Consider the following 23469-nt stretch of genomic DNA (forward strand, 5'->3'; position numbering starts at 1 on the left):
CCCGCCCCCCCCGCGGGGGGACGGGGGGGGGTGCCCGGACCGGGGCGGGCGGTGCGGCGCGGTGACCGGGGTGGCCGCGGGCCGGCCGGGGACGGACGCGCCGCTCCCCGGCCACGGCCGGCCGTCCCGCGGCGGCGGGGGCCGGCCGCGCGCCGCCGAACCCGATCGCGCGGCCGGGGAGCGGCCCCGGGCGGCGGGATGCGGGCGCTCTACGCTGTCGCGGAGGGCCGAAGCGGACGGGCCGGGGCGACGCGGGGGGTGTCGGATGGAGTGGGAGCTGGGGGCGGCCGGCCTCGCGCTCGGGATGCTGACCGCCGTGGTGACCGCGCCCGTCGGGGTGTCCGGGGCGGTGTTCCTGCTCCCCGTGCAGCTCAGCGTCCTCGCCGTGCCCCATCCGGCCGTCACGCCCACGAACCTGCTCTACAACGTGGTGGCGGGGCCCGGCGCCCTGCTGCGTCACCGCCGCGACGGGGCCCTGAGGGGACCGCTCGTGCGCCGTCTGGTGCTGGGCACCCTGCCCGGCGTGGTCCTCGGAGCGGTCATCCGCGTGTTCGCCCTTCCGGGCCCGGAGGTCTTCCGTCTCCTGGTCGCCGCCCTGCTGCTGCCGCTCGGCACCTGGCTCGTCGTCCGGACCCTGCGCCCCGCGCCCGCGCGGGCCCGGCGCCCGGAGCCCGCGCCCCGGACGGTCACCGGCCTGGCGCTCGTGGTGGGGGTCGTGGGCGGCGTCTACGGCATCGGGGGCGGCTCCCTGCTCGGTCCCGTCCTCGTCGGCCGCGGCGTCCCCGTCTCCCGGGTCGCCCCCGCCGCGCTCGCCGCCACCTTCGTCACCTCGGTGGCCGGCGCCTCCGCCTACGTCCTGCTGTCCCTGGCCCACGGCGGCAGCGTCGCCCCCGACTGGTTCCTGGGCCTGGCCTGCGGCCTGGGCGGTCTCCTCGGCGGCTACGCCGGAGCCCGCCTCCGGCCGCGCGTGCCCGAGACCTTCCTCCGCCTGCTGCTCGGCACCCTGGCCGCCGCCCTGGGCGCCCTCTACGCGCTCGGCGCGCTGCGCTGACCCGCTCGGCCGGCCCTCGCCGTCGCCGGACGGGCGGTCGTCGGGCACCGGACGTCGCGGGCGCGTCCGAGCCGGTGGTGCGGGTGCGGCGGTGGCGGCGGTCGCCGCGGCCCCGTCCGGGCGGCTCGACGCTGCCGGGCGCGCGGGAGACGGCGGGGTGGTCGGCGTTCCCCGCTCCGGGCCCGGCCGCCCCGGCGGGGCCCGGGTCCGAAGGCCCGGTGCTCGCGGCCCTCGGCGACGACGAGGACGTGCGGACGGTCCGGGCCCCGGGCGGGGACGGCCGTCGCCTCCTCCGCCACCCGCCGGGACCGTCACCGGCTTCCCCGGCCCCGGCGCCCTCGACCGGCGCCCGTGTCCCGTCCCGGCCGTGCGGTCACGGCTCGCGTATCAGCCGGCGGGCCCCCGCGGTGAGGCCCGCCAGGGCAGTGGCGGTCGCGAGCCTGCGCAGGGCGGTGCGGCGGCGTCCGCCCCAGCCGCCGTGTGCCGCTCCGGTGCCGGGCGCGGGCACGTGCAGGCTGCCCTCGGTCGCCGGGGCCGGTTCCTTGCGGGACAGGTGCGTCTTGTCGACCTGCCGGCCCATCATGCGCTCGGTCAGTCCCGGGGTCATCCGCGACTGCCTCACCAGGGACCGTCCGGCGGGGCCGACCACCACTTCCCGGCGCGGGGTCCGCACCAGGTCCACGACGGCACGGGCCACCCGCTCGGGCGAGTACACCGGCGGCATGGCCACCACCTTGCGCCCGGTGTAGTTGGCCGCGTGCTCGAAGAACGGGGTGTCGATGGTGGCGGGCAGCACCGAGCAGACGTGGATGTCCTTGGCGCCCTCCAGCCGCAGTTCCTGGCGCAGGCTGGTGCCCAGGGCACGGACGGCGTGCTTGGACATGCCGTAGGCGTGGTTGTACGGCTGGCTGACCACGCCGACGATCGAGGAGATGTCGATCAGGGTGCCGTGGCCCTGCTCCCGCATGACCCGCAGGGCGGCGCGGGCCCCGTGGACGGACCCCATGACGTTGACGTCGACGACTTTGCGGAAGTCCCGCAGGGGCACCTCCAGGAAGGGGCCGAAGGCCGCCACGGCGGCGGAGTTGACCCACACGTCGATCCGGCCGAACCGCTCCACCGCCTGCTCGGCGAGACGCTCCACCGCCGCGGCGTCGGTGACGTCGGTCGGTACGGCGAGAGCCCGGGCGCCCCGGTGTTTCTCGCAGTCCCGCGCCGCCTCCGCGAGTGCCTCCGGCCGGCGTGCCGCCAGGACCACCGCGCAGCCCTTCCGGGCGAATGCCTCGGCCGTGGCCCGCCCGATACCGCTGGACGCCCCGGTCACCACCACCACACGGTCACGTACCCGCATACCGCGGCCTCCTCATCCGTTCCGGATCCGTTCCGGCCGAGCAGCCGATCCCGCTCGGCCGAGCGGCGAGTACCCGTTGCCGGCAGGTGCAGACAGGGCCGGCGCCCCGCGCCCGGGGCACGGTCCGCGGCCGGGGGGCCTGTGGTCCCGCACGGCGGGGAAGGGATTGCCCGCTCCGGGGGCGGACTCCGTCCGGATGCGGGAGGCGGTGGCCCCGGGTCCCGTCTATCGCGCGTGGGGGCGGTAGTCCGGCCGAAGTCCCGCGGAGCCGCTCGCCGGGAGGCCGCCGCCTCGCGTGCCCGCCCCGTCCCGCCCGCCGCGACCGGCGTCCGGCCGGGCGGCTCCGCCGCCCGGGTAGACCGGGGCGAGGAGGGCCCGCAGGGTCCCCCACAGGGCCGGCGGGGCCGCCAGGACGTCGCCGCTGCGGGGCCAGGTCCCGGGCGTCGGGCCGGTCAGATCGCCGACCGTCCCGCCGGCCTGCTGGACCAGCAGGACACCCGCGGCGCAGTCCCACGGCTGCAGCCCGGGCGCCCACAGCGCGTCCGCCCGGCCGGTGGCGACCTGGGCGAGGGCGGCCGCCGCGCTGCCCCCGCGGCGCAGGTCGCGCACGTGGGGCAGGAGGGCGTTCACCATGGAGCCCGCCCGGGGGCGCTGTCCGGGCCGGCCCAGGTTGAGTTCCACCAGGGCACGGGTCAGGTCGTGCCCGCGCAGGGCCGCGGCCGGTGTGCCGTTCGCCGCGGTGCGGGTGCCGGCCCGGGCCTCGGTCAGCAGGCCGAGCGCGGGCTCGATCACCACGCCGGCGAGCAGCCGGCCCTGGTCCGCGTCCGCCGCCGCCACGCTGACCGCCCAGTCCGGCCGCCCGTAGAGGTAGTTGGTGGTTCCGTCGATCGGGTCGACGATCCACCGCACCCCGCCGCGGCCCACGGTGGTTCCGCCTTCCTCGCCCAGGACGGCGTCGTGCGGCCGGTGCGCCGCGAGAACGGCGCGGACGGCGTGCTCGGTGTCCCGGTCCGCCTGGCTGACCAGATCGTCGGGGCCCGCCTTCTCCTCGACGAGCAGCCGGTGGGCGCGGCCGCGCCAGGACGCGGCGGTGCGGGCGCCCGCCCGAGCGGCGTCGCGAGCGACGCCCAGCAGGTCATCGAGGTCCACCGGGGTCCTTCCGGAGGGCGTCCCAGGTGTCCCGTCCGATCACCGCGCGGACCACGGGGACGAGCGGGGCCGCCGCCAGGGAGCACAGGCGCCTGGGCAGCAGGCCGATCGTGTCGAGGGAGCGGCTGCTGAAGGTGAGGTAGGCCGCCATCAGCGACAGCCACGGCAGCAGGGCCGCCAAGGGGCGCGGCTGCGCGGTGAGGGCCGGCAGCAGCAGGTGCAGGGCGGCGCCCGCGGCGACGACCGCGGGGCGGCGCTTCGGGGACGAAACCGCCGCCGCGGTCGTGACCGCGCCCAGCGCGGCCGTGGCGAGGGCGTGTCCCGGTGGGACGCGCACGGTGGTGAGCAGGGCTCCGGTCAGGGCCGCCGCTGTGCCCGCGATCAGGAGTGCCGCGTTCCACGGGGCGGCCGGCGAGGTGCGCCGGCGCAGCGGCGCCCAGCCGGCCGGGGTGCCCGGGACGGTGCCGGAGGGCAGCCAGCGCACCAGCGCCAGGAGGTGCTCGCGGGCCTGGCCCGACCGCGTGGTCCAGGTCAGCCGGCCGTGGTGCGAGGTCGCGAACGCCAGGCTCTCCAGGACCCACCGGCTGGTGACGAACGCGATCCCGAACGCCCACAGCGTCACGGCGGCCGCGACCGCCAGGGCCGGGCGCCGGCCCAGGTCGACGGCGAGTGCCAGTCCGGTCATGCCGCGCACGACGTAGCCGGCGCCCACGACGACCCACAGGGCGACCAGGGCGGGCCGCAGGGGAGGCGGGAACGCTCCGGTGCGGCCCGTGCCCCGCGCGCGCAGGGCCTCGTAGACGACGGCCACGCCGAAGACCGCCGCGGTCACCGCCGTGAGCACCCCGGTGAGGCGCAGGCCCGGCAGCGCCAGGGCCAGGGTCGCGGTGACCGCCAGGCGCGCCGTCGCGACGGCGCAGCTGGCGGTGACGTGCGCCCGTGCCCGGTCCATCGGTCCCGGCAGCCGGCCGCGGTCCCGCCGGGCGGGGTGCTGCTGGTCGGCGACGAACCCGCGGATGTCGTTCCACTGGTAGCGGGCGGGGTAGACGAGCAGTTCCAGGGCCGCCCAGACGATCAGGGCCCGCACCACCGTCCGCCCCGTCGCGTCCGCGCCCGCGCTCACGGCCAGGGCGAAGGTGAAGGGCATCAGCAGCCCCTTGACCATGTCCTTGGGCCGCGGCATCACCAGGTATCCGAGCAGGGAGCGGGGGCGGGCCGCGGGCGGCGGCACGGCGGACCCGTTGCCGTCGACGCGCGTGGGCACGGGGTCCCGCCGACCGGGCTGCCGCAGCCGTGCCGCGTGCCGGGGCACCGTGGAGCCGCGGGCCCGCGCTCTGCCGGTCACGTGCCCACCCGGGCCGTGTCGTCGGCGAGGTCCGCGGCGAACTCCTCCCAGCTGTGCCGTACCCAGGCGGCCCCGGCCTGTCGCAGCCGCTCGGCCCGCTCGGCCCGTTCGCCGGCCGGGACGAACTGCACGAGGCCGGCGGTGGCGATGCCCGCCGCCACCGCGGACGCCGCTCCGGTGGCGGAGTCCTCCAGGGCGAGCGCCTGGTGCGGGGCGGCGCCGAGCCTGGCCAGAGCGAACCGGTAGACGGCCGGGTCCGGCTTGCTGGTCGGTACCGGCAGGCTGTCCTCCGCGCTGAAACGGCGCTCCGCCGGCAGCAGGCCGTCCAGGCCGCTCGCGGTGAAGCACGCGGCGAGCCGCGTCAGAGCGCTGGAACTCACCACGGCCAGCCGGTAGCGGCGGCGCAGCGCCGACAGGGCCGCCACGACCTCGGGCCGGGGCCTGAGCACCTGTCCCAGGTAGGCCGTCACCTCGGTCTTCTCCCGTTCCACCCACGCCTCCAGCTGGTCGGCGTCCAGGCGGACGCCCTGGCCCTCGGCGAGCTCCTGGGCGGTGGTGCGGAAGTTCCGGCCCGTGGTGGTGCGCCGCAGGTGGTCGGCGGAGAAGTCTCCCGTCAGGCCGAAGCGGCGGGCGAAGTCCCGGGTGACCACCGCGGAGGCGACGAACGCGGGTTCCTCCGAGGGGAACAGGGTGCCGTCCGCGTCGAGCAGCAGTGTCGTGATGCGGGTGAGGTCCGGAATGCTCATGGGTCTCCTGTGGTCAAGAGGTGACGGGCCGCCCGGCGGGTCGTGCCGGGGTGGCCAGCGCGGACCGCAGACGCTCGCGGCTGTCGAACGCCTCGGCGAGGGACCGGCGGATGACGGCCACGCTCACGGCGTCGTCGGCCAGATCGCCGAACACGTCGGTGACGGCCAGCAGGGGTCCCGGGTCGTCGCCGCCCCGCAGGGCCGCCTCCCGGAGTTCCTCCGCCCGGGCGTCCTGCACGTCGATCGGGGCGCCGTCCAGGTCCACCGCGCGCAGGTAGCGCATCCAGGCGGCGACGGCGAAGGCCAGCAGCGTGCGGGGCCGGTCCTGGGCGTGCGCGGCGTGCAGCGAGGGCAGCAGGTAGTCGGGCACCTTGGTCGAGCCCCGGCGGCACAGTCTGGCCAGCCGGTCCCCGATGCTGGCATTGCGCAGGCGCTCCAGCACGGTGTCGCAGTAGGTGCCGAGATCCATGCCGGGGACGTCCGCGGGCAGCAGGGGGGCGATCTCCTCGCGCATCAGCCGCTGGACGAAACCGGCCACGGCCGGGTCCGCCATGGCCTGGTCGGTGCTGCGGTGACCGGCCAGGCACCCGACGTACCCCAGGGCGCAGTGGACACCGTTGAGGAGCCGGCTCTTGATGAGCTTGTACGGCGCGACGTCGTCCACGAACAGCGCGCCGACCCGGTCCAGGGGAGGCCGGTCGTTGCAGAAGTCGTCCTCGATCACCCACTGGGTGAACGGTTCGGTGATCACCGGCCAGCGGTCGCCCACCCGGAAGTCCTCCTCGACCTCGTCCCGGTCCCCCGGGGTGGTCGCCGGGGTGATGCGGTCGACCATGCTGCCGGGGAAGGAGACCCGCTCCTCGATCCACCGGGCCAGTGCGGGGTCGCGCCGGGCGGCCAGGGCCATGACCGCCTCGCGTGCGGCGGCGGCGCTGTCGGGCAGGTTGTCGCACGACAGGACGGTGAACGGGGCCTGGTGGGCGCGGCGGCGCCGGTCCAGGCCGTCGACGACGAGGCCGAACACCGAGTCTCGGGCCTGCCCGGGGTCGTCGGAGAGGGTGTAGCCGTCGGCGGTGATCGTCAGCGTCACCAGCCGTATGCGGGGATCGGCCAGGCGCGTTCTCACCGCCTCCCGGTGGTCGGTCAGCAGGAGGTACTCGACCATGCTCCCGATGACCTTGGCCGCGCTGTCGTCGTTGCCGCGCTGGACGACGGTGAAGAGGTTGTCCTGCGCGTCGAGGACCTGGCCCATCTCGGGCCGTCGTATGCCGACCCCGATCATCCCCCACCGGGTGAAGCCCAGTTCCGCGAGCTGGTCGAAGTAGACCGCCTGGTGGGCGCGGTGGAAACCACCGACCCCGAAGTGCACGACGGCCGGCTCGAGCCGGGCCCGGTCGTAGCCGGGCGTCTCCAACTGGCTGCTGCGCGAAGCGACGAGACTGCGGTCGTTCAGCGCCGGGACGGGCGGGGGTGACTCTGACATGGCGATCCTCTGTGGTGCTCGGCGCTCCGCCACCGATGTGACCGCGCCGGCCGGTGCCCGTCCGCGGGACGGGTCCCGGGTGGCCGCCCGTCCGGCGGGCGCCGGGGGCGTGGCAGGAGGTTGTCGACTCCGCGGCGGGCCGGTCGGGACGGACCAGGGTCACCGCCCGGGTGACGGAGGCTCTGTCGGAGTACCGCCACACCGACGACCGAAACAGCACTCATGTCCGATATGCACCATTCTGCTGGTGTCGCGCCGGCCGGCCCCGCCCCGGCGACGACGCGTCGGCGCGGGCGGCGGCCGGCGGAGAATTCCGCTTCGGCACCGAGGTGTGCGCGGCCGCCGAGGGGTACTCGGGAGATCCGTCGTCCTCCGGCCGCGCGGAACCCTTCCGGAACAAGGACCCGGCCCCGTGCCGGGCGCCGAACGCCGGCCCGGAGTCCACGACCTTCGGCGGGAGCGGAGACGATCATGCCAGGCACATGGCTGACAGGCGCCCATCCGGGAACGGCGACCCGCGCGGACGACGCGGGACGGCGGCAGTGGCGGGCGATCCTGCTCGGGCTCGCCGACCGCGACGGCTCCGCCCCCGCCGGGGCCGACTCCCTGGACGAGCTGGAGCGCCTGGCCGCGACCGACGGCATCGACGTGGCGGACCGGATGGTGCAGGTGCGCGACCGCCCGGACCCGGCCACCTACCTCGGCTCGGGCAAGGTCCGGGAACTCGCCGAACGGGTCGAGGCCGACCACGCCGATCTGGTGATCGCCGACGGTGAGCTGACCCCGGCGCAGGTGCGCGGCCTGGAGGACGGCCTCGGGGTGCGGGTGGTGGACCGCACCGGGCTGATCCTGGACATCTTCGCCGAACACGCCCGCAGCTTCGAGGGCAAGGCGCAGGTGGAGCTGGCCCAGCTCGCCTACGAGCTGCCGCGGCTGCGCGGCCACGGCCGCGAGATGTCCCGCATCGGCGGCGGCCGGGTGGCCGGCGGCGCGGGCATGGGTGTGCGCGGCCGCGGCGAGATGCGGCTGGAGATCCAGCGCCGCCATCTGCGCCGCCGTATGCGGACCCTGCGCGAGCAGGTGCGGCGCACCGCCCGCCGGCGGGAGGTGACGCGCCGGCGCCGGGCCCGTGACCGGGTCCCGTCCGTGGCGATCACCGGCTACACCAACGCCGGCAAGTCGGCGCTGCTGAACCGGCTGGCGGGCGCGGACGCCGAGGTCGCCGACGTCCTGTTCGCCACCCTCGACCCGCTCGTGCGCCAGGTCCGCACCCGCGACGGGCTGACGTACACCCTCACCGACACCGTCGGCTTCGTCCGCCGCCTCCCCCACCAGCTGGTCGACGCCTTCCGCTCGACGCTGGAGGAGGTCACCCAGGCGGACCTGGCCCTGCACGTGGTCGACGCCTCCTCGCCGGAGGCCACCGAGCACATCGCCACCGTCCGCAGGGTGCTGCGCGACATCGGCGCCGACGGCGTGCCGGAACTGCTGGTGCTGAACAAGGCGGACCTCGCGGAGCCCGAGGCCGTGGCCGTGCTGCGCCGGCTTCACCCGGACGCGGTCGTCGTGTCCGCCCGCACGGGCCAGGGGCTGGACGGCCTCCGGGAGGTCCTGCGCGAACGCGTACGGGCCCTGCTCCCGTCCGCCGCGCCCGCCGACCGGGGAAGGATCTCGTGATGCGGCAGCCCGAATCCGCCGTCCACGACTATCTGCACGGCTGCATCGACACGCTGCTGGACGACCTGGCGGCCTGGGTGCGCATCCCGTCCGTGTCCGCCGACCCCGCCCACGAGCGGGACGTGATGCGGTCGGCGCGCTGGCTCATCGCCCACCTGCGGGAGACGGGCTTCCCCGAGGTGGAGGAGTGGGACACCGACGGCCTGCAGACCGTGTTCGCCCGCTGGCCGGCCGAGGACCCCGACGCCCCGACGGTCCTGGTCTACAGCCATCACGACGTCCGCGCCGTCAAGGACCAGGAGTGGCAGGAGGTGGCCCCCTTCGAGCCGGCCCTGCGCCAGGGGCGGATGTACGGACGCGGCGCCTCGGACGCCAAGGGGCAGGTGCTGGCGCACGTCTGGGCCCTACGCGCCCACCTGGAGGCCACCGGCCGCAGCGCCCCCGCGGTCACGCTGAAGTACCTGATCGAGGGGGAGGAGGAGACCGGTTCGCCGCACCTGGCCGAGCTGGTGCGCCGCAACGCCGGCCGGCTGGCGGCCGACGTGGTCGTCGTGTCGGACACCATGCTGTGGTCGCTGGAGGAAGCCGCGGTCTGCACCGGTGTGCGCGGCTCGGTCAACGCCCACCTGGAGGTGCGCGGACCGCGCAGGGACATCCACAGCGGCGTCGTCGCCGGCGCCGCCCCCAACCCGCTGACCGAGGTCTGCCGCATCGTCGGCCGGCTCCACGACGACCAGGGCCGGATCACCCTGCCCGGCTTCTACGACCCGGTCGTGGAACCGTCCGAGCAGGAGCGCCGCGGCATGGCCGCGATCCCCTTCGACGCCGACGACTGGGTGGAGCGCACCCGCAGCCGCAGCGTGCAGGGCGAGACCGGCTACAGCGTGCTGGAACGCGTGTGGACCCGGCCCGCGGCGGAGGTCGTCACCCTGCTCGGCGGCGACCCGGACGATCCGGCCCGCGCCGTCGTCCCGGCGGTCGCCTCCGCCGACCTCGCCCTGCGCCTGGTGCCCGACCAGAGCGCCGAGAACGTCATGAAGCAACTGCGGCACTGGATCGCCGAGCAGATCAGGGACGGCTTCGAGCACGAGCTGACCACCTCCACCACCAACCAGGACCCCTACGTCACCCCGCCCGACGCCCCGGCGCTGTCGGCGCTGGAGGACGCCATGAGCCGGACCCTGCAACGCCCGGCGCTGCGCATCCGCAACGGCGGCGGGACCCCCGCCGCCCTCCTCGCCGAGACCCTCGACGCCCCCGTGCTGTTCTACGGCACCGGCCTGCCCGAGGACCACTGGCACGACTCCGACGAGAAGGCCGAGGTCCTGGCGCTGCTCCAAGGCGCCGAGACCCTCGCCTACCTGCTCGAGGGCCTTCCCGGCCGCCTGCGCGCCTGAGCGGCGCGCACGCTCCCGCCGGCGCGTGCCGGGCGGGCCGCCCTCCCGCCCCGGCGCCCGTGCGCCTCGGTCACGGCGGCGGACCCGGGGCCGCCCCGGGTGGAGCGTGCCGCCGGGCGGACGCGCGGAGGGGGCCGTGCCGGATCCCCGTGTCCCCCGGCAAGGGCGCCGCGGGGGTTCCGGCGCCGGCGGTGACGCGGACCGCGGGCCGTCCGGCTGCGGACGGGCCCGGAGCCGGTCCGGGGTCCTCCGCATCGTCGGCGGGAGCTCTTCGCCCCGGACGCGCCCCCGGAGCGCGGCGGACGAGCAGCGGCGGCAGGACCGTCCGGTCACCCGGCGGCGTCCGGGGTGGGATAGCTGGGCAGGACCTGGTCCACCCCGGTCAGTGCCAGCATGTTCCGCACCGGTGGGCTGGGGGCGATCAGGGCGAGGCGGGCGCCCGTTTTCCTGGCCGTGCGGTAGGCGGCGATCAGGCAGGTCAGGCCGGTGGAGTCGAGGAACGTGACGCCGGACAGGTCGGCGAGGACCGTCCGGCCGCCGGTGCGCAGGAGCGGCTGCAGGGCGTGGGCCAGCCGCGGGGCGGTCCGCAGGTCGAGGTCGCCCGCGACGGTCACCAGGTGGCGGCCGGCGGCCAGAGCGCGGACGTCCACGTCCAGGGCGGCGCGCCGGCCGCGGGAGGCGGGCCGGTCGGTGCTCATCGCCGCTCCTGTCCACGCGCCGCGGGCTTCGGCCTCACGGGTTCAGCTCCTCCTGATGGCCGCCGCGCCACTCGACGAGCAGGACGGTGGCGTCGTCGTCGAGTGTGCCGCCGTGGTGGTCCAGCACGGCGGCCATGAGCCGGCGCAGGGTTTCGTGCAGCGTGTGCCGGCCGGAGTGGTGGCGCAGGACGAACTCGATGAACCGCTCCCGGCCGAACTCCTCGCCCGCCGCGTCGCGGGCCTCCACGATGCCGTCGGTGTACAGCAGCAGGCGGTCGCCGGGCTCCATCTGCTCGACGCACTCGGCCACCGGCAGGCCGAGGTCGGCGCCCATGGGACCGGCCGGGGAGCAGGGCAGTTCGGTGGTCCACCGGTTGCCGCGCAGCAGGATCGGCAGGTGGTGGCCGCGGTTGATCCACGTCAGCCGGCCGGTGGTCAGGTCCAGGTCGGCCAGCAGCCCGGTGACGTAGCGGCTGGTGCCGAACTGCTCGTTCAAGGTCTCCTCCACCCGCCGGCTGATCTCGGTCAGCGAGGCGCCCTGGCGGCGGGCGTTGCGGCAGGCGGCCACGGCGACGTTGGCGGTGATCCCGGCGGTGGTGTCGTGGCCCATGGCGTCGAAGACGCTCAGATGCAGGACATCGCCGGCCACGGCGTAGTCGAAGGCGTCCCCGCCGATCTGGTAGGCGGGCTCCATCACCGCGCCCACGGTGGCGTCGTGCCCGGCGTAGGCGGGCGGCGGGGTGAGGTTCCACTGCATCTCCGCGGCCACGTTCATCGGCTCGGTGCGCACCAGGCGCGCGTAGGAGTCGCTGAAGGAACGCTTGCTCAGAAGGAGCAGGGCCGTCATCGACGCCAGGTCGCGCAGGGCCTGGCGGATCGGTTCGTCGTCGGTGTCGGTGTCGGCCCGCAGGACCCCCAGGCGCTCCACTCCGTCGGTGATCGGCACCCACCACCGTCGCCGCCCCGGGTCCGCGCCTGTCCTGACCGGTTCGGCGAGCAGATTCACGCGCTGATAGGCCTGGCCGGGCAGGCTGCCCGAGACGGTGAACTCCTGACCGCCGTCCCCGGCGCCCAGTCCCTTGCCGGTGAGCTGGCGCAGCACCGTCTCCCGGATGTCCACGACGAAGACGGCCGTGTCGTGCATCCCGGCCTCGGCGGCGTGATCGGCGATCATCTGGGGAAGCTGCTCGAGCGTGGCGATGTGGCTGGCCTGCACCAGCCGCATCAGCGCCGCCGCCGCCACCCTCTCAGCCACGCCCCGCCTCCTTCCCCGGGCGGTTCCCCGGCAGGCCGCCGGGCTCCGGCACGGTGGCACGCCTCGCGAGTGGACCGGCCACGGCGGGGCTCCCTTCCGGCCTCTGCCGCACGTACCCGCCCCCGCGCGGCACACGCGTCGCGGCGGTGGCCGGGCGGCGCGGGGAACGAGCCGCCGGCTTCGGCATCCCCACTGCCGTACGCCCGGCGGTCGTCGGCAGGACCAAGCGGAACGCAGCTCTTCTGCCCTTGCTCGCAACAGTCTGTCACGGCGGGAAGAGGTGTGCGGCCCGGCCGGAGCCCCTGCCGCCGGGCCGCGCGCGAAAGCCGTGGCCGCGCGGGGTGGTCGCCTGTGCGGCGTGGTGCTCCACGGGGAGCCGGCCGGTCGTCCCCGCGGGCTGGGGACGAGGCCCGGGGCGCCGCCCCCTTCCCCCGCACTCCGCGCGACGCAGCCCGCGGCGTGGTCGTTCCCGCACAGCCCGGCGCGCTTCCTCGCTGCGCACACCACGAGGCGCCCCCGGGAAAACGGTGACCGTCCCCGCCTGTGCGCGGCGCCGTGGTGCGTCCGGACGTCGGCCGGTCCGGGCAGGGGTCCGGCCGGCTGGGCGGCGCCCGCCCGCCACCGGCAAGGAGCCGGCGGAAGCGAAGTGGGCGGGACGACCGAGGCGTTCGCCGGCATCCGGGCCGAGGTGCGGCAGCCGCCTCCGAGCACTTCGGACGCCGCGGTCGTCACATGGAGCCCCTCCCCCGTCCCGGTCCCGCGGCAATCCGCTCGAACAGCGGCCGGGTGGACATGACAGGCTTGCGTGGTGATCGTTGAGCTGTCTCCTCACTTTCTGGCCTGGGACGATGTGAACCCCGCACGTCACCCCTTCGACAGCGCGTCGGCACCGGGGGTGGTCCGGTCGCTCGGTCCCGCCCGGAGAGTTCCCAGCCGTCCCGCCGTCCCCTCCGCCGGCCCGGCACCGAGCGACTGGAGCCGGGACGAGGGCGAAGCCTGGGCCGACGCCATGGCGCACGCCCTCGCCGAACACTACGGCCGCTGGACCCTGGGCTGGCGCTGGTCGCACGACGAGGGGGACTTCGACGGGGGGCCGGTCGGGAGCTGGTGCTGCCCGCAGGACTCGATCACCACCCCGGAGGAGACACTCGCCCGTGTCGTCGCGGCATTGCGCGAGTGGCGCGAGTGGCTGGAGAGTCTCGCCACGTGGTTCGAGGCGTACCCACTGGATCTGGCCGACGTCGAGGAACAGCGGATCCTGTGGGAGCGCGCCGCCCGGCAGCTGATCCTGCGGGTGTCCGACCGGACCGGCTGCGGCGGCGGCTGGTACGAACACTGCCGCCAAGTGCTCGTCTGGTTCCTCAGCCGCTGGGGCGTCGCACCCGACCTCGCGCAGGAGCTGGTCGAGCAGGCGATCGGCGGTCGGTTTCAGAGCTGGACCGGTCCCGACCCGGTGCTGGTCGACGACGTCGCGGAGCAGCTCGCGCTGTCGCTGCGACCGGACGACGGCCCACGCTCCACCGGGCCCGCGCCGGACCACCTGCGCCGCTGGCTCGCGGTGCGCGGGACCGTGCCGTGGCACAAGGCCCCGGACGGCGGCGGGGACGGACCGGTGACCCCGGCGCGCGACGGCGCGGCGGAAGACATCCGGACCTTCGACGGCGCCCTGGACCCCGCCCGCGCGCAGGGCCTGCTCGCCGCCCTGGAGCTGCTGCGGGCCGACGCGGCGCGCGGCGCCCTGCTCGACTTCGAACTGCTCCGGCGCTGGCAGCGACACGTCCTGGGCACACCGCAGCCGCCGCCGTTCCGCACCCTGCCGGCGTTCGCCAAGTCAGGCCGGGAACGCTACGGCATCGGTCCGGACACCCGGGCCCGCCTCGACGCCTGCCTGGCCGAGAGCGCGCGGGACGCCGAGCGGCCCCTCCCTCTCACCGCCCGGGCCGCGCGCGCCTTCCTCGACGTCTGCTTCTTCCACCCCTTCGACGACGGCAACGCCCGATGCGCCTTCCTCACCCTCGTCTTCGTCCTCGCCCGCGAAGGCGTCGCGCTCGACGGGGTCGGCCTGCTGCGCCGCGTCTCCTTCCGGGCCGACGAGCCCCAGGACGCACTGACCCTCGCCCGGTACATCGACGTCCACCTGACGGAGACCCGGCGCAGGGCGGAACTCGCCGCGGCGCTTCCTCCCGCGCATGACGACCAAAATGGTCGCTCATTCAACAAATGCAGGGGGTAGACGGAACACGAGGACAGGTCACCGACGAGACCCGCGGACCGGCAAGCCGAGCCACGAGGCATTTCGCCCGGCGCTCCGAGGCCTCTCCTGTCGCGCCCCGCCGGCCGCCGCCCGGCCGGCGGGGCGCCTCGAGAAGGCTCACCGGGGGCGTTTTCTCCTGTGAAACAAAACACACGGCAATACACGCTCAGCCTCTCCGGTCCGAGCCGACACCGGCGCGAAAAGGTGCATTCCACGCATCCGGCCGAGGGACTTCACCGCCGCGCAACCTTTGTGTCGGCCCTGTGGAGAGAAATCCCGCCGCCCCGTCCGACAAACCCTTCGAAGGAAGTGACTCGGCCCTTCCGGCTGCCTTATATTCTCGATCCCGGTGAGCGACATCCCGCCCGGTAACACGTGTCAGCCCGGTATCGCGGCGCTGTCCGTGTTTCCGGTCCCGCGGTATTCGTCGCCACCTGCCAGAGCGAAGGGAACAGCAGCTGTGCAGCACTTCTTCCGCAGGTCCGCTCTCACCGAATCCCCGGACACGGCCAAGCCCCGGCGTCACCGCCGGAACCGCTACGGCCTGCTCACCTCCGGGCTGGCCGGCATCGCCGCCGTCGCGGCTCTGACCACCGTGCTGAGCCCCGGCGCGAGCGCCGCCGAGAACCCGTACGAGCGGGGCCCGGCCCCCACGAAGGCGAGCATCGAGGCGGCCAGCGGCCCGTACGCCGTCTCCCGGACGACGGTGTCCTCCCTCTCCGTCACCGGCTTCGGCGGCGGCACGATCTACTACCCGACCAGCACGGCCGACGGCACGTTCGGCGCCATAGCGATCTCCCCCGGCTACACGGCCCGGCAGTCCTCCATCGCCTGGCTCGGTCCGCGTCTCGCCTCCCAGGGCTTCGTCGTCTTCACCATCGACACCCTCACCACCTCCGACCAGCCCGCCAGCCGGGGACGCCAGCTCCTCGCCGCGCTGGACTACCTGACCGAGCGCAGCAGCGTCCGCGGTCGCGTCGACGCCACCCGGCTGGGCGTGATGGGCCACTCCATGGGCGGCGGCGGCACGCTGGAAGCGGCGAAGAGCCGCCCCTCCCTGCAGGCGGCCATCCCCCTGACCGGCTGGAACCTGGACAAGACGTGGCCGGAGATCCAGACCCCCACCCTGGTCGTCGGAGCCGACCGCGACTCCATCGCGCCGGTGTCCAGCCACTCCGAGCCCTTCTACCGGAGCCTGCCCTCCTCGCTCGACAAGGCGTATCTGGAGCTGAACAACGCCACCCATTTCACGCCCAACACGTCGAACACCACGATCGCGAAGTACAGCATCGCCTGGCTGAAGCGGTTCATCGACAACGACACCCGCTACGAGCAGTTCCTCTGCCCGCTGCCGCAGCCGAGCCTGACCATCGAGGAATACCGGGGCAACTGCCCCCACACCTCGTGACGCGCGCGGCATAGGGACGTGCCTTCTGACCCGTTCTTCCACCGGGGCGGGCCCGAAGGCACTACCGCGTGCACGCGTATGGGGAAGGGTGTATGGGGAAGGGCCGGGAAATGAAAGGCCCCCTCGAATCCTCACCCTTTTCATCCGGGAGTGAACAATCGAAGACCGCGGACTTCGTTCCCGGTCTTCGGCATCCGGTCCGCGGGCCGGCCCCCGGTGCTCAATGCCCGTAAAACGGGCCTCCCCCTCGCTCACGGACTTCCCCCCACCGCTCGCGGTCCTCCGCGACACGCTCCGGCGTACGGTCCGCACATCGCCCCGGCCGAGGAAACAGCGGACGTCCGATCCGGACTTGCGCACTCGTGGCGCCCCGCACTGCGACGTCCCCGGGGCCGGATCCGGTCCCGGCGGGAGGGCGCGGGTGACAAATCGGTGTCCCGGACAGCGCAGTGCCACGATCATGGACCGGTCACTGCCCCCGACCGCTGAGGAAACTCCCGCCATGCCTGTCCCCGCCGATCCGACGGTCCTCCACCCGATGCCCGGGCAGCCGCGGGTAGTGCTGCTCAAACCGCTGGTGACGTCCCCGCTGATCGAGGTCGGGGAGTACTCCTACTACGACGATCCGGACGACGCGACCGCGTTCGAGACACGCAACGTGCTCTACCACTACGGACCCGAGAAACTGATCATCGGCAGGTTCTGCGCGCTGGGCACGGGGGTGCGGTTCATCATGAACGGCGCCAACCACCGCATGGACGGCCCCTCGACCTTCCCCTTCCCCACCATGGGCGGCTCGTGGTCCGAGCACTTCGACCTGCTCACCGACCTGCCGAACCGAGGGGACACCGTCGTCGGCAACGACGTCTGGATCGGGTACGGCGCGACCGTGATGCCCGGTGTGCGGATCGGGCACGGCGCGATCATCGGCTCCGGCGCCGTGGTCACCGCGGACGTACCCGACTACGGCATCGTCGGCGGCAACCCGGCGCGCCTCATCCGTACCCGGTACGGCGCACAGGACATCGCCCGGCTGCTGGCGGTGGCCTGGTGGCACTGGCCGGTGGAGCACATCACCGAGCACGTGCGGACGATCATGACGGGCACCGTCGCCGACCTGGAGGCCGCCGCCCCGGACGCGCCTCGCGGATGACGCCGCCGCGGAGACTCTCCGGCCGCCCGGGCGGGCTGCCGCGGCAGCCCGCCCGCACCGGCGGTCGGAAGGGGCCTGCCCGCGCCGGCGGGAAGCCGGCGGCCGCGGAACTCGGCGCGCAGGGGCGTGCGGTCCCGCACGTCGCCGCGGACCTCGGCTCGCTGGAGAGCGTCCGGTCGGCCGCCGCCGGGATCCGCGACCGGCTCGGCCGCGGTGGCCTGCCGCCGCTGCGCGGCTTCGCGGGCAACGCGGGCATGCAGTACACGAACGCGCTGCCCGAGGGACCCGAGGGGTTCGAGTCCGCCTTCACGGTCAGCGTGCTCGCCCACCACCTGTTCGTCCGCCTGCTCCAGGACCGCTTCACCCCGCCCGCCCGCACCGTGGTCACCACCGGTGACACCCATTTCGGCGACCTCGGGCACAACCTGGGCATGGTGCCCGGTCCGGTCCGGAAGTCCCCGGACGTCCTCGCCCGTACCGGCGCCTGCCCCCGGCCGGAGAGCACGGCCGCCGGGCGCACCGCGTACTCGACGAGCAAGCCGGCCACGATCCACCCGGTGCACGAGTACGCGCGCCGGCTGCCCGCCGGGATCGACGTCATCGCCTGCAAGCCGGGGTGCGTCCCCGGCACCGGCCCGGCCCGGAAGCCGGCCCCGGCGTTGCCCCGAGACCCTCGCGACCGGTGGGGAGGGCCCGCCCGCGCCCGTGCCGGGCCCTCGGGGATCGGTGCGCTCAATCCAGGGTGAGCTGGAAGTAGGCCGTCTCCCGGTAGTCGGCGCTCGGCGGGGTGACCTCCACGAGGACCGGGGTTCCTTCCCCGCCCGGCCTGACGTGGACGGGGACGGTGCGGGTGTCGTCCGCGCCGAGAGGCGGCATCAGGGCGGACACGGCCTCGTCCTGGTTCAGCCACTCCAGGGAGTAGCCGGAGGCGTGGTCGCGATAGAGCTCGCCCTCGCGGACGACGAGGGGGGCGGGGCCCGGGCTGCTGGTGCCGCCCGGCAGCAGTTCCTCCTCGGTGCTGTTGTCGTAGGTGACCGTGAAGCGGTAGGTGCCGTCGGGTTCCCGGTGCGGTGCGCTGACGGCGGCCTCCAGGCCGTCCTCGTAGCGGGCGGTCGCGCCGGGACCGAAGGGGTGGGGGTCCTGTTCCAGCTGGCCGTGGCCGTCCAGGCTCTTCTCGAACTCGGCCAGGGCCAGGGCACCGAGGCCGATCAGCACGAAGAACGCCAGCAGTGCGACGGCGCAGCCGGTGAACCACCGGTTGCTGTGCGCGGTCGAGGTGCCGGCGGCGGGAGTGTCCGTGTGCATGCGGCTCACGGTAGGAAGCCCTCCGAACGCCCTCATGAGCGGACGTACTCAAAGATCGACTGAGTAGTGGCGGTGCTCGGATCCGCGGCGGGGTCCGGGCGAGTCGTGCGCTCCGCCCTGTCGTCACCGCGGTCCACGCGGCGGAGGAGCCGACGGTTCCCGGCGGCGCCGTGTGGGCTCGGCCGGACCGGCCCCGGGCGGGCGTTCCGGCCGCGAGGGCCCGCCGGGCGGTCCCGTCGGCGTGCGAGGGCGCGCCCGTGAGCCGGTGTGCGACCGGCCCCGCCGGCCGGTGCCGACCGTGATCGGGGACGATCCACGGCGTCTCACATGGTGATATTCACTTTCCGTAAAATAAGACGCCTGGGATCATCGCAGTGCCCGTACAGTTCGCACGGTCCTCGGCGAGGGGGACGCGTGCGGCGGTCCGGGTCCTCGGCGACCGATCTCCACCTCGCGCGAAAGACCGAACATGCCCGCACCAGCCACCGGCTCACCCCAGACACCCGTCAATTCGCGGTCCCGCGTCCTCATCGCCAGCCTCATCGGCACGACGATCGAGTTCTACGACTTCTACATCTACGCGACCGCCGCCGTTCTGGTCTTCCCCTCCCTGTTCTTCCCGAGCGGTGATCCGACCACGGCGCTGCTGTCGTCGTTCGCGGTCTTCGGCGCCGCGATGGTCGCCCGCCCGATCGGGGCCGTCGTCTTCGGACACCTCGGCGACCGGCTCGGCCGCAAACGGACGCTGGTGGTCTCGCTGCTGACCATGGGCATCGCCACGTTCCTCATCGGCGTCCTGCCCACCTACGAGCAGGCCGGCTGGATCGCCACCGCCCTGCTCGTGCTGATGCGGCTCGCGCAGGGCTTCGCGCTCGGCGGCGAGTGGAGCGGCGCCGCGCTGGTCGCCACCGAGAACGCGCCCAGCGGCAAGCGCGCCCTGTACGGCACCTTCCCGCAGCTGGGCGCCCCGCTCGGCTTCATCATCGGCAACGGCCTGTTCCTGATCATCGGAGCGCTGCTGCCGTCCGCGGCGGGCGCCGACCCCACGCAGCCCTCCGACGCCTTCGTCAGCTGGGGCTGGCGCATCCCGTTCCTGTTCTCCGCCGTGATGGTCGTGATCGGCCTGTGGGTGCGGTCCCGGCTCGTCGAGTCGGCGGTCTTCGCCAAGACCCGCGAAGCCGGGAAGGTGCAGAAGCTGCCGCTGGCCACCGTGGTCCGCGACCACTGGAAGCAGCTGATCCTCGGCACCTTCATCATGCTGGCGACGTACGTGCTCTTCTACCTGATGACCACGTTCTCGCTGAGCTACGGACGCACCGCGAAGGACGCCGCCGTGCCCGGTCTGGGCTACAGCTACACCACGTTCGTCCTGATGATGATCTTCGGGGTGCTGTTCTTCGCCGCGTTCACCCTCGTCTCCGGCCCGGTCGCCGACCGGTACGGACGGCGCACCACCCTGATCTGGATCACCGCCGCGATCGTGGTCTTCGGACTGGTCTGGGTGCCCCTGATCGGCCTGGGCACGCTCGGCGTGGTGCTGTGGCTCGTGCTCGGCTTCGCGCTGATGGGCATGACCTTCGGCCCGATGGGCGCGCTCCTGCCCGAGCTCTTCCCGACCAGCGTGCGCTACACCGGATCCGGCATCTCGTACAACGTCAGCTCGATCCTCGGGGCGGCCGTCGCCCCGTTCATCGCGGTGGCCCTGTGGGAGACCGGCGACGGCTCGCCGTGGCTGGTCGGCGTCTACCTCTCCGCGATGGCGGTGCTGACGCTGACCGCGCTCCTGCTCGGCAAGGAGACCAAGGACGTCTCCCTGGACGACGGCGAGACCGCCTCCGCCGGCGACGGCGCCCGCACCGCGGTCGCCTCCTGATCCGGCCGGCGTCCGCCGCCGCCGGGCGCCGGGTCCCCCACGGCGACGCGCCCCCGGTCCCCGCCACGGGGCCGGGGGCTGCCCGCCGGAGCACCTGCGAGGGCCGGCCGACGCGGACCGTTCCCCGGCATGTCTGTGGGCCGCCCCCGTGACGGGGGCGGCCCACAGACATGCCGGGGAACGACCGGGAAAGGCGCGGGCGGCACGCGCTGCCGCGGCCCGGTCTCCTCGGACCGCCGAGGGGCGGTCCGAGGAGACCGGGCCGGGCTCGTCCCCGCGGGGACCGTCTCACTTCACGGGCGCCTGCCGGTACGGCACCAGCCGCACCGGGCCCACCAGGCCGTGGGCCTGGCGGGCCGTCGTGCCGAACACCGCGGGATCGGTGACGCGCAACCGGTTGATCAGCGGGACGGCGACCTCGACCTCGACGGTGTTGGTGCCGCGCCGCAGCAGCGGGCCGATGTCGAGGACGGGACGGAGCCGGTCCACCGGATCCGCCCGGACGCCGTTGACGCTGACCCGGCAGGTGTCGCTCACCTGGCCGAGGTCCAGCGTCGCGCCCAGGTCCGCGCTCCAGGTGGCGGGCAGGGTCACCGTGGTGCGGTAGCGGCCGATGCCGCCGGCGTCGGCCAGCTCCGCGATCCGGGACCAGGGCAGGAGGGCGTCGAGGGTCAGCGTGTGCGTGACGGTCCGGGTGCTCGTCGCCCGGTCGCCGGGCCGCCAGTCCTCCACCTCCAGCGTCCAGCGCTCGGGCGTGAGGGGACCGGGCACCTCGCCGATCTCCGTGACGACGGTGCGGCCCCGGGACAGCCGCGTGGTGTAGGTGCCCGCGGCTTCGGCGCGGACGACCAGGCCGGCGTCGGTGAACAGCGCCTGGCCGGCGTCGGTGGCCACGGCGTGCGGCCGGGCCCCGTTGCGGTCCCCGAACGATCCCGGCCTCGCCAGCGCGACGATCAGCGTCTCGCCCGGCTCCAGGGTCACCCGCAGGGTGACCGAGTCGCCGTCGTCGGTGTAGCGGGCCAGGCGTGCGGCCCGGCCGCTCCACGCGTCGAGGACGTACGGCACCGTCGTGCCGCCGTGGGAGCGGCGCAGCGTCACCTCGTGGTCGATCCGCGCGACGGCCGGTTTCACGGTCTCGGCGTGCTTGCCGTTGCACAGGTAGTAGAAGTCGGCGTCGGCGGTGACCCGGTGGGCGTTCAGCAGCGTGGAGGACGTGCCGTGCAGCACGTCGGGCGTCACCCCCAGCTCGGCGAGGGCGTCGCCGACCCGGGCCTTGTCGGTGACGTGCCGGACGCCCGGCAGCGCGAGGAGGTCCTCCAGCACACCCCGCAGCCGCGCGGTCTCGCCGGCCGCCGGCACCCCGGGGGTCAGCGCCGCGTCGAACGCACCGTACACGACGATCGGCAGGCCCGCCCTCGCGAGCGCCAGCAGCTTGCGGGCGTCCGCGAGGGCGAGCGTGGGGGCGGAGCCGTGGAAGAAGTCGCCCTCCAGGAACAGCGCCTTGTAGGCGGGGCCGTCCGGGGCGAGCCGGCCGTCGCGGACGGTGGCGCCGGGCAGGTCGAGCAGCGGACCGCTGAGGAACTGGTGGGTCCAGCCCAGCGGCACGCCGGTCGCGGTGAACCAGGAGGCGCCGATGCCGGTCGCCGAGTACCCGGTCTGCCGGAACACGGCCACGTCCGCCCGAGCGGTGCCGGCCTGCAGGACGCGGTGGACGCGCCCCAGGTAGCCGGAGACGTCCTCGGCGTGCCGCCAGGCGGGCTGCCGGGGCCCCCACGACTCGCCGTAGCCGGGGGCGCCGTTGTAGGGGCTGAACGCGGCGAAGCCGGGCCAGCTCACGCCCGGGACGGTGGCGTAGGAGAAGCCGTGCAGGACGGTCTGGTTGACGCCCGCCGCGTACGCCCCGCCCATGGTGCGCAGGATCCGGTCCCAGGTGGTGCTGTACGCGGTGCCGTTGTAGGCGCCCGCCTCGCAGGACAGCACCCGGTGGCCGGCCATGTCCCGGCCGCCGGCCAGGCAGCGGTGGTCGTCCAGGTTCTTGAAGCCGAGCGACTCGCCCTCGGCGATGTCCAGGAGCGCGGCGGAGGCGATGGAGTCGGTCTGCAGGCCGTACGGCTGTGACCGCAGCGCCATGCCCAGGCCGTGCGACCAGTCGCGCAGCGCGCCGATGTGGTGGCGGTTGAACAGGATCGACACGGTCTCCCAGAAGTCGTGCCGGACCTGCCGGGTCAGTTCCGCCTCGAAGGCGAAGACCTGGTTGCCGTTGTCGAGCACGATCGCCGGCAGGTACGGCAGGAGCGGCCGGCCGGTGTGCTCCTCGAAGGCCCTCGGCAGCCCCGGCGTCCACTGCAGGCCGTCGGTCTCCAGCTCGATGGAGTCCTCGAAGAAGGCGCCGCCCGCGGCCTGCAGCAGCTGCCTGAGGCCGGGCGTGAGGAGGTGGTCCTCCCAGAACCGGGTGAGGGCGGCGGTGCCGGCGGCGCCGAAGTGGTCGACGACGTACGCGGCGGGCAGGGAGTGCGGGCCGCCTTCGGGCTGCTGGCCGGAGCCGCGCTGCCAGTAGGAGATCACCACCCAGTCGCCGTCGGCGGGGGCGGTCCAGGTGAGGGTGGCGTCGCGGACGCGGTCGGTCAGGTCGGTGACGGAGCCGGCGTCGAGGCCGGTCTCCTTGCGGGTGGAGTGGGCGGTGTTCACCCGCGCCGCCTGGACGGCGAGGAGCCGCTGCCCCGTGACGCCGGGGGCCGCCGCGTGCACCGGGGCCGGGACCGGGCCGCTGAAGGTCGCGCCCCCGGCCAGCGGGGTATTGCCGTAGGCGAGTTCCTTGGCCGCCGCGTCGTCCTGCGGGGTGACGCCGGGCACGGCGGCGGGCCAGCTCGGGCCGAGGGTGAGGTCGATGGTGAGCCCGCGGCGCGCGGCCCGCCGCAGGGCGGCCTCGACGCCCTCCCGCCACGGCCTGCTGCCCCAGCCGTGGCGGGCGGTGTCCAGGACCGACGGGTCGCTGACGCTGTGGTGCACGGCGGCGATCTCGGCCCCGCCGAAGCCGGCGTCGGCCATCTGGTCGACCTCACGGGCGATCTCGTCGGGGTCGACCAGTCCGTCCGGCCACCACCAGCGGAACTTGGGGCGGACGGCGCGGGCGGGCCGCCCGAACCAGTCGGCGTCGAGGGCGGCGCCGGTGGCCGCAGGCGCGGCCGGAGCCGAGGCGGCCGCCGACGCGGCCGACGTGCGGGCCGGCCCGAGGGCGACCGCGGCCCCCGCGACCAGTCCGGCCGCCAGCACCGTGCGGCGTCCGGTCCCGCGCCCTTGCGAGAGGGATTCGTGCATGATTTC

The 23469-nt window shown here is 74.9% G+C and carries 17 protein-coding genes; 8 read left to right on the forward strand and 9 right to left on the reverse strand.

Annotated features, from left to right (window positions below; all coding sequences use genetic code 11):
• Nucleotides 1-265: 265 nt before the first annotated feature.
• Complete coding sequence (locus tag ABD363_RS24020; RefSeq protein ID WP_344606983.1) at nucleotides 266-1051, forward strand: TSUP family transporter; 786 nt, start codon at nucleotides 266-268, stop codon at nucleotides 1049-1051.
• 373 nt (nucleotides 1052-1424) lie between these two features.
• Here ABD363_RS24020 and ABD363_RS24025 read toward each other — a convergent pair whose 3' ends face one another.
• From ABD363_RS24025 to ABD363_RS24045, 5 genes are all read right to left on the reverse strand, one after another.
• Complete coding sequence (locus tag ABD363_RS24025) at nucleotides 1425-2402, reverse strand: SDR family oxidoreductase (RefSeq protein WP_344606985.1); 978 nt, start codon at nucleotides 2400-2402, stop codon at nucleotides 1425-1427.
• Between the two features lie 225 nt (nucleotides 2403-2627).
• Nucleotides 2628-3551: an inositol monophosphatase family protein gene (locus ABD363_RS24030; RefSeq protein WP_344606987.1), complete on the reverse strand. Its 924-nt coding sequence runs from the start codon at nucleotides 3549-3551 to the stop codon at nucleotides 2628-2630.
• Nucleotides 3538-4896, reverse strand: coding sequence for a hypothetical protein (locus tag ABD363_RS24035; protein WP_344606989.1), 1359 nt, complete (start codon nucleotides 4894-4896; stop codon nucleotides 3538-3540). Before ABD363_RS24035 ends, ABD363_RS24030 begins: the two co-directional genes overlap by 14 nt.
• Nucleotides 4893-5642 carry an HAD family hydrolase gene (locus ABD363_RS24040; RefSeq protein ID WP_344606991.1) on the reverse strand — a complete coding sequence of 250 codons (750 nt, stop codon included), beginning with the start codon at nucleotides 5640-5642 and terminating at the stop codon, nucleotides 4893-4895. The genes ABD363_RS24035 and ABD363_RS24040 overlap by 4 nt, the downstream gene beginning before the upstream one ends.
• Before the next feature lie 13 nt (nucleotides 5643-5655).
• Nucleotides 5656-7125 (reverse strand): mannitol dehydrogenase family protein, encoded by a 1470-nt coding sequence (locus tag ABD363_RS24045; protein WP_344606993.1) that lies wholly within the window; start codon nucleotides 7123-7125, stop codon nucleotides 5656-5658.
• Between the two features lie 471 nt (nucleotides 7126-7596).
• Here ABD363_RS24045 and hflX point away from each other — a divergent pair, with 471 nt between their 5' ends.
• Nucleotides 7597-8802 (forward strand): GTPase HflX, encoded by a 1206-nt coding sequence (gene hflX / locus ABD363_RS24050; RefSeq protein WP_344606995.1) that lies wholly within the window; start codon nucleotides 7597-7599, stop codon nucleotides 8800-8802.
• Nucleotides 8802-10199: a M20/M25/M40 family metallo-hydrolase gene (locus ABD363_RS24055; protein ID WP_344606997.1), complete on the forward strand. Its 1398-nt coding sequence runs from the start codon at nucleotides 8802-8804 to the stop codon at nucleotides 10197-10199. The genes hflX and ABD363_RS24055 overlap by 1 nt, the downstream gene beginning before the upstream one ends.
• 329 nt (nucleotides 10200-10528) lie before the next feature.
• On the opposite strand, the gene ABD363_RS24060 is transcribed toward ABD363_RS24055, so the two are convergent.
• Together ABD363_RS24060 and ABD363_RS24065 are read right to left on the reverse strand one after the other, a co-directional pair.
• Nucleotides 10529-10897, reverse strand: coding sequence for an STAS domain-containing protein (locus ABD363_RS24060; RefSeq protein WP_344606999.1), 369 nt, complete (start codon nucleotides 10895-10897; stop codon nucleotides 10529-10531).
• A gap of 34 nt (nucleotides 10898-10931) precedes the next feature.
• Nucleotides 10932-12122 carry a PP2C family protein-serine/threonine phosphatase gene (locus ABD363_RS24065; protein WP_425578022.1) on the reverse strand — a complete coding sequence of 397 codons (1191 nt, stop codon included), beginning with the start codon at nucleotides 12120-12122 and terminating at the stop codon, nucleotides 10932-10934.
• A gap of 838 nt (nucleotides 12123-12960) precedes the next feature.
• On the opposite strand from ABD363_RS24065, the gene ABD363_RS24070 reads away from it, so the two are divergent.
• The 4 genes from ABD363_RS24070 (at nucleotide 12961) to ABD363_RS24085 (ending at nucleotide 17713) form a co-directional block, all read left to right on the forward strand.
• Nucleotides 12961-14385, forward strand: coding sequence for a Fic family protein (locus tag ABD363_RS24070; RefSeq protein WP_344607003.1), 1425 nt, complete (start codon nucleotides 12961-12963; stop codon nucleotides 14383-14385).
• 481 nt (nucleotides 14386-14866) lie between these two features.
• Nucleotides 14867-15814, forward strand: coding sequence for a bis(hydroxyethyl) terephthalate hydrolase (bdeA, locus tag ABD363_RS24075; protein WP_486388796.1), 948 nt, complete (start codon nucleotides 14867-14869; stop codon nucleotides 15812-15814).
• 502 nt (nucleotides 15815-16316) lie between these two features.
• A complete protein-coding gene (locus tag ABD363_RS24080) occupies nucleotides 16317-16967 on the forward strand; it encodes a CatB-related O-acetyltransferase (protein ID WP_344607005.1) in 651 nt (216 codons plus the stop codon).
• Nucleotides 16964-17713 carry a Rossmann-fold NAD(P)-binding domain-containing protein gene (locus tag ABD363_RS24085; protein WP_344607007.1) on the forward strand — a complete coding sequence of 250 codons (750 nt, stop codon included), beginning with the start codon at nucleotides 16964-16966 and terminating at the stop codon, nucleotides 17711-17713. The genes ABD363_RS24080 and ABD363_RS24085 overlap by 4 nt, the downstream gene beginning before the upstream one ends.
• Here the strand turns inward: ABD363_RS24085 and ABD363_RS24090 are convergent.
• A complete protein-coding gene (locus tag ABD363_RS24090; RefSeq protein WP_344607009.1) occupies nucleotides 17700-18272 on the reverse strand; it encodes a hypothetical protein in 573 nt (190 codons plus the stop codon). The genes ABD363_RS24085 and ABD363_RS24090 overlap by 14 nt on opposite strands.
• A gap of 469 nt (nucleotides 18273-18741) precedes the next feature.
• Between ABD363_RS24090 and ABD363_RS24095 the strand changes: the two genes are divergently transcribed.
• The gene (locus ABD363_RS24095; RefSeq protein WP_344607011.1) at nucleotides 18742-20145 is read left to right on the forward strand and encodes an MFS transporter; all 1404 of its coding nucleotides are present in this window, start codon (nucleotides 18742-18744) and stop codon (nucleotides 20143-20145) included.
• A gap of 288 nt (nucleotides 20146-20433) precedes the next feature.
• Here ABD363_RS24095 and ABD363_RS24100 read toward each other — a convergent pair whose 3' ends face one another.
• Nucleotides 20434-23463 carry a glycosyl hydrolase gene (locus tag ABD363_RS24100; protein WP_344607013.1) on the reverse strand — a complete coding sequence of 1010 codons (3030 nt, stop codon included), beginning with the start codon at nucleotides 23461-23463 and terminating at the stop codon, nucleotides 20434-20436.
• Nucleotides 23464-23469: the final 6 nt, after the last annotated feature.

Origin of the sequence: Streptomyces glaucus, assembly GCF_039533365.1 — a bacterium.
Classification (GTDB): Bacteria; Actinomycetota; Actinomycetes; order Streptomycetales; family Streptomycetaceae; genus Streptomyces; species Streptomyces glaucus.

Coding starts and splice junctions, on each gene's coding strand:
- ABD363_RS24020 (WP_344606983.1), top strand. CDS start 266: ATGGAGTGGGAGCTGGGGGCGGCCGGCCTCGCGCTCGGGATGCTGACC.
- ABD363_RS24025 (WP_344606985.1), bottom strand. CDS start 2,402: ATGCGGGTACGTGACCGTGTGGTGGTGGTGACCGGGGCGTCCAGCGGT.
- ABD363_RS24040 (WP_344606991.1), bottom strand. CDS start 5,642: ATGAGCATTCCGGACCTCACCCGCATCACGACACTGCTGCTCGACGCG.
- ABD363_RS24045 (WP_344606993.1), bottom strand. CDS start 7,125: ATGTCAGAGTCACCCCCGCCCGTCCCGGCGCTGAACGACCGCAGTCTC.
- hflX (WP_344606995.1), top strand. CDS start 7,597: ATGCCAGGCACATGGCTGACAGGCGCCCATCCGGGAACGGCGACCCGC.
- ABD363_RS24055 (WP_344606997.1), top strand. CDS start 8,802: ATGCGGCAGCCCGAATCCGCCGTCCACGACTATCTGCACGGCTGCATC.
- ABD363_RS24060 (WP_344606999.1), bottom strand. CDS start 10,897: ATGAGCACCGACCGGCCCGCCTCCCGCGGCCGGCGCGCCGCCCTGGAC.
- ABD363_RS24065 (WP_425578022.1), bottom strand. CDS start 12,122: ATGCGGCTGGTGCAGGCCAGCCACATCGCCACGCTCGAGCAGCTTCCC.
- ABD363_RS24080 (WP_344607005.1), top strand. CDS start 16,317: ATGCCTGTCCCCGCCGATCCGACGGTCCTCCACCCGATGCCCGGGCAG.
- ABD363_RS24085 (WP_344607007.1), top strand. CDS start 16,964: ATGACGCCGCCGCGGAGACTCTCCGGCCGCCCGGGCGGGCTGCCGCGG.
- ABD363_RS24090 (WP_344607009.1), bottom strand. CDS start 18,272: ATGCACACGGACACTCCCGCCGCCGGCACCTCGACCGCGCACAGCAAC.
- ABD363_RS24095 (WP_344607011.1), top strand. CDS start 18,742: ATGCCCGCACCAGCCACCGGCTCACCCCAGACACCCGTCAATTCGCGG.
- ABD363_RS24100 (WP_344607013.1), bottom strand. CDS start 23,463: ATGCACGAATCCCTCTCGCAAGGGCGCGGGACCGGACGCCGCACGGTG.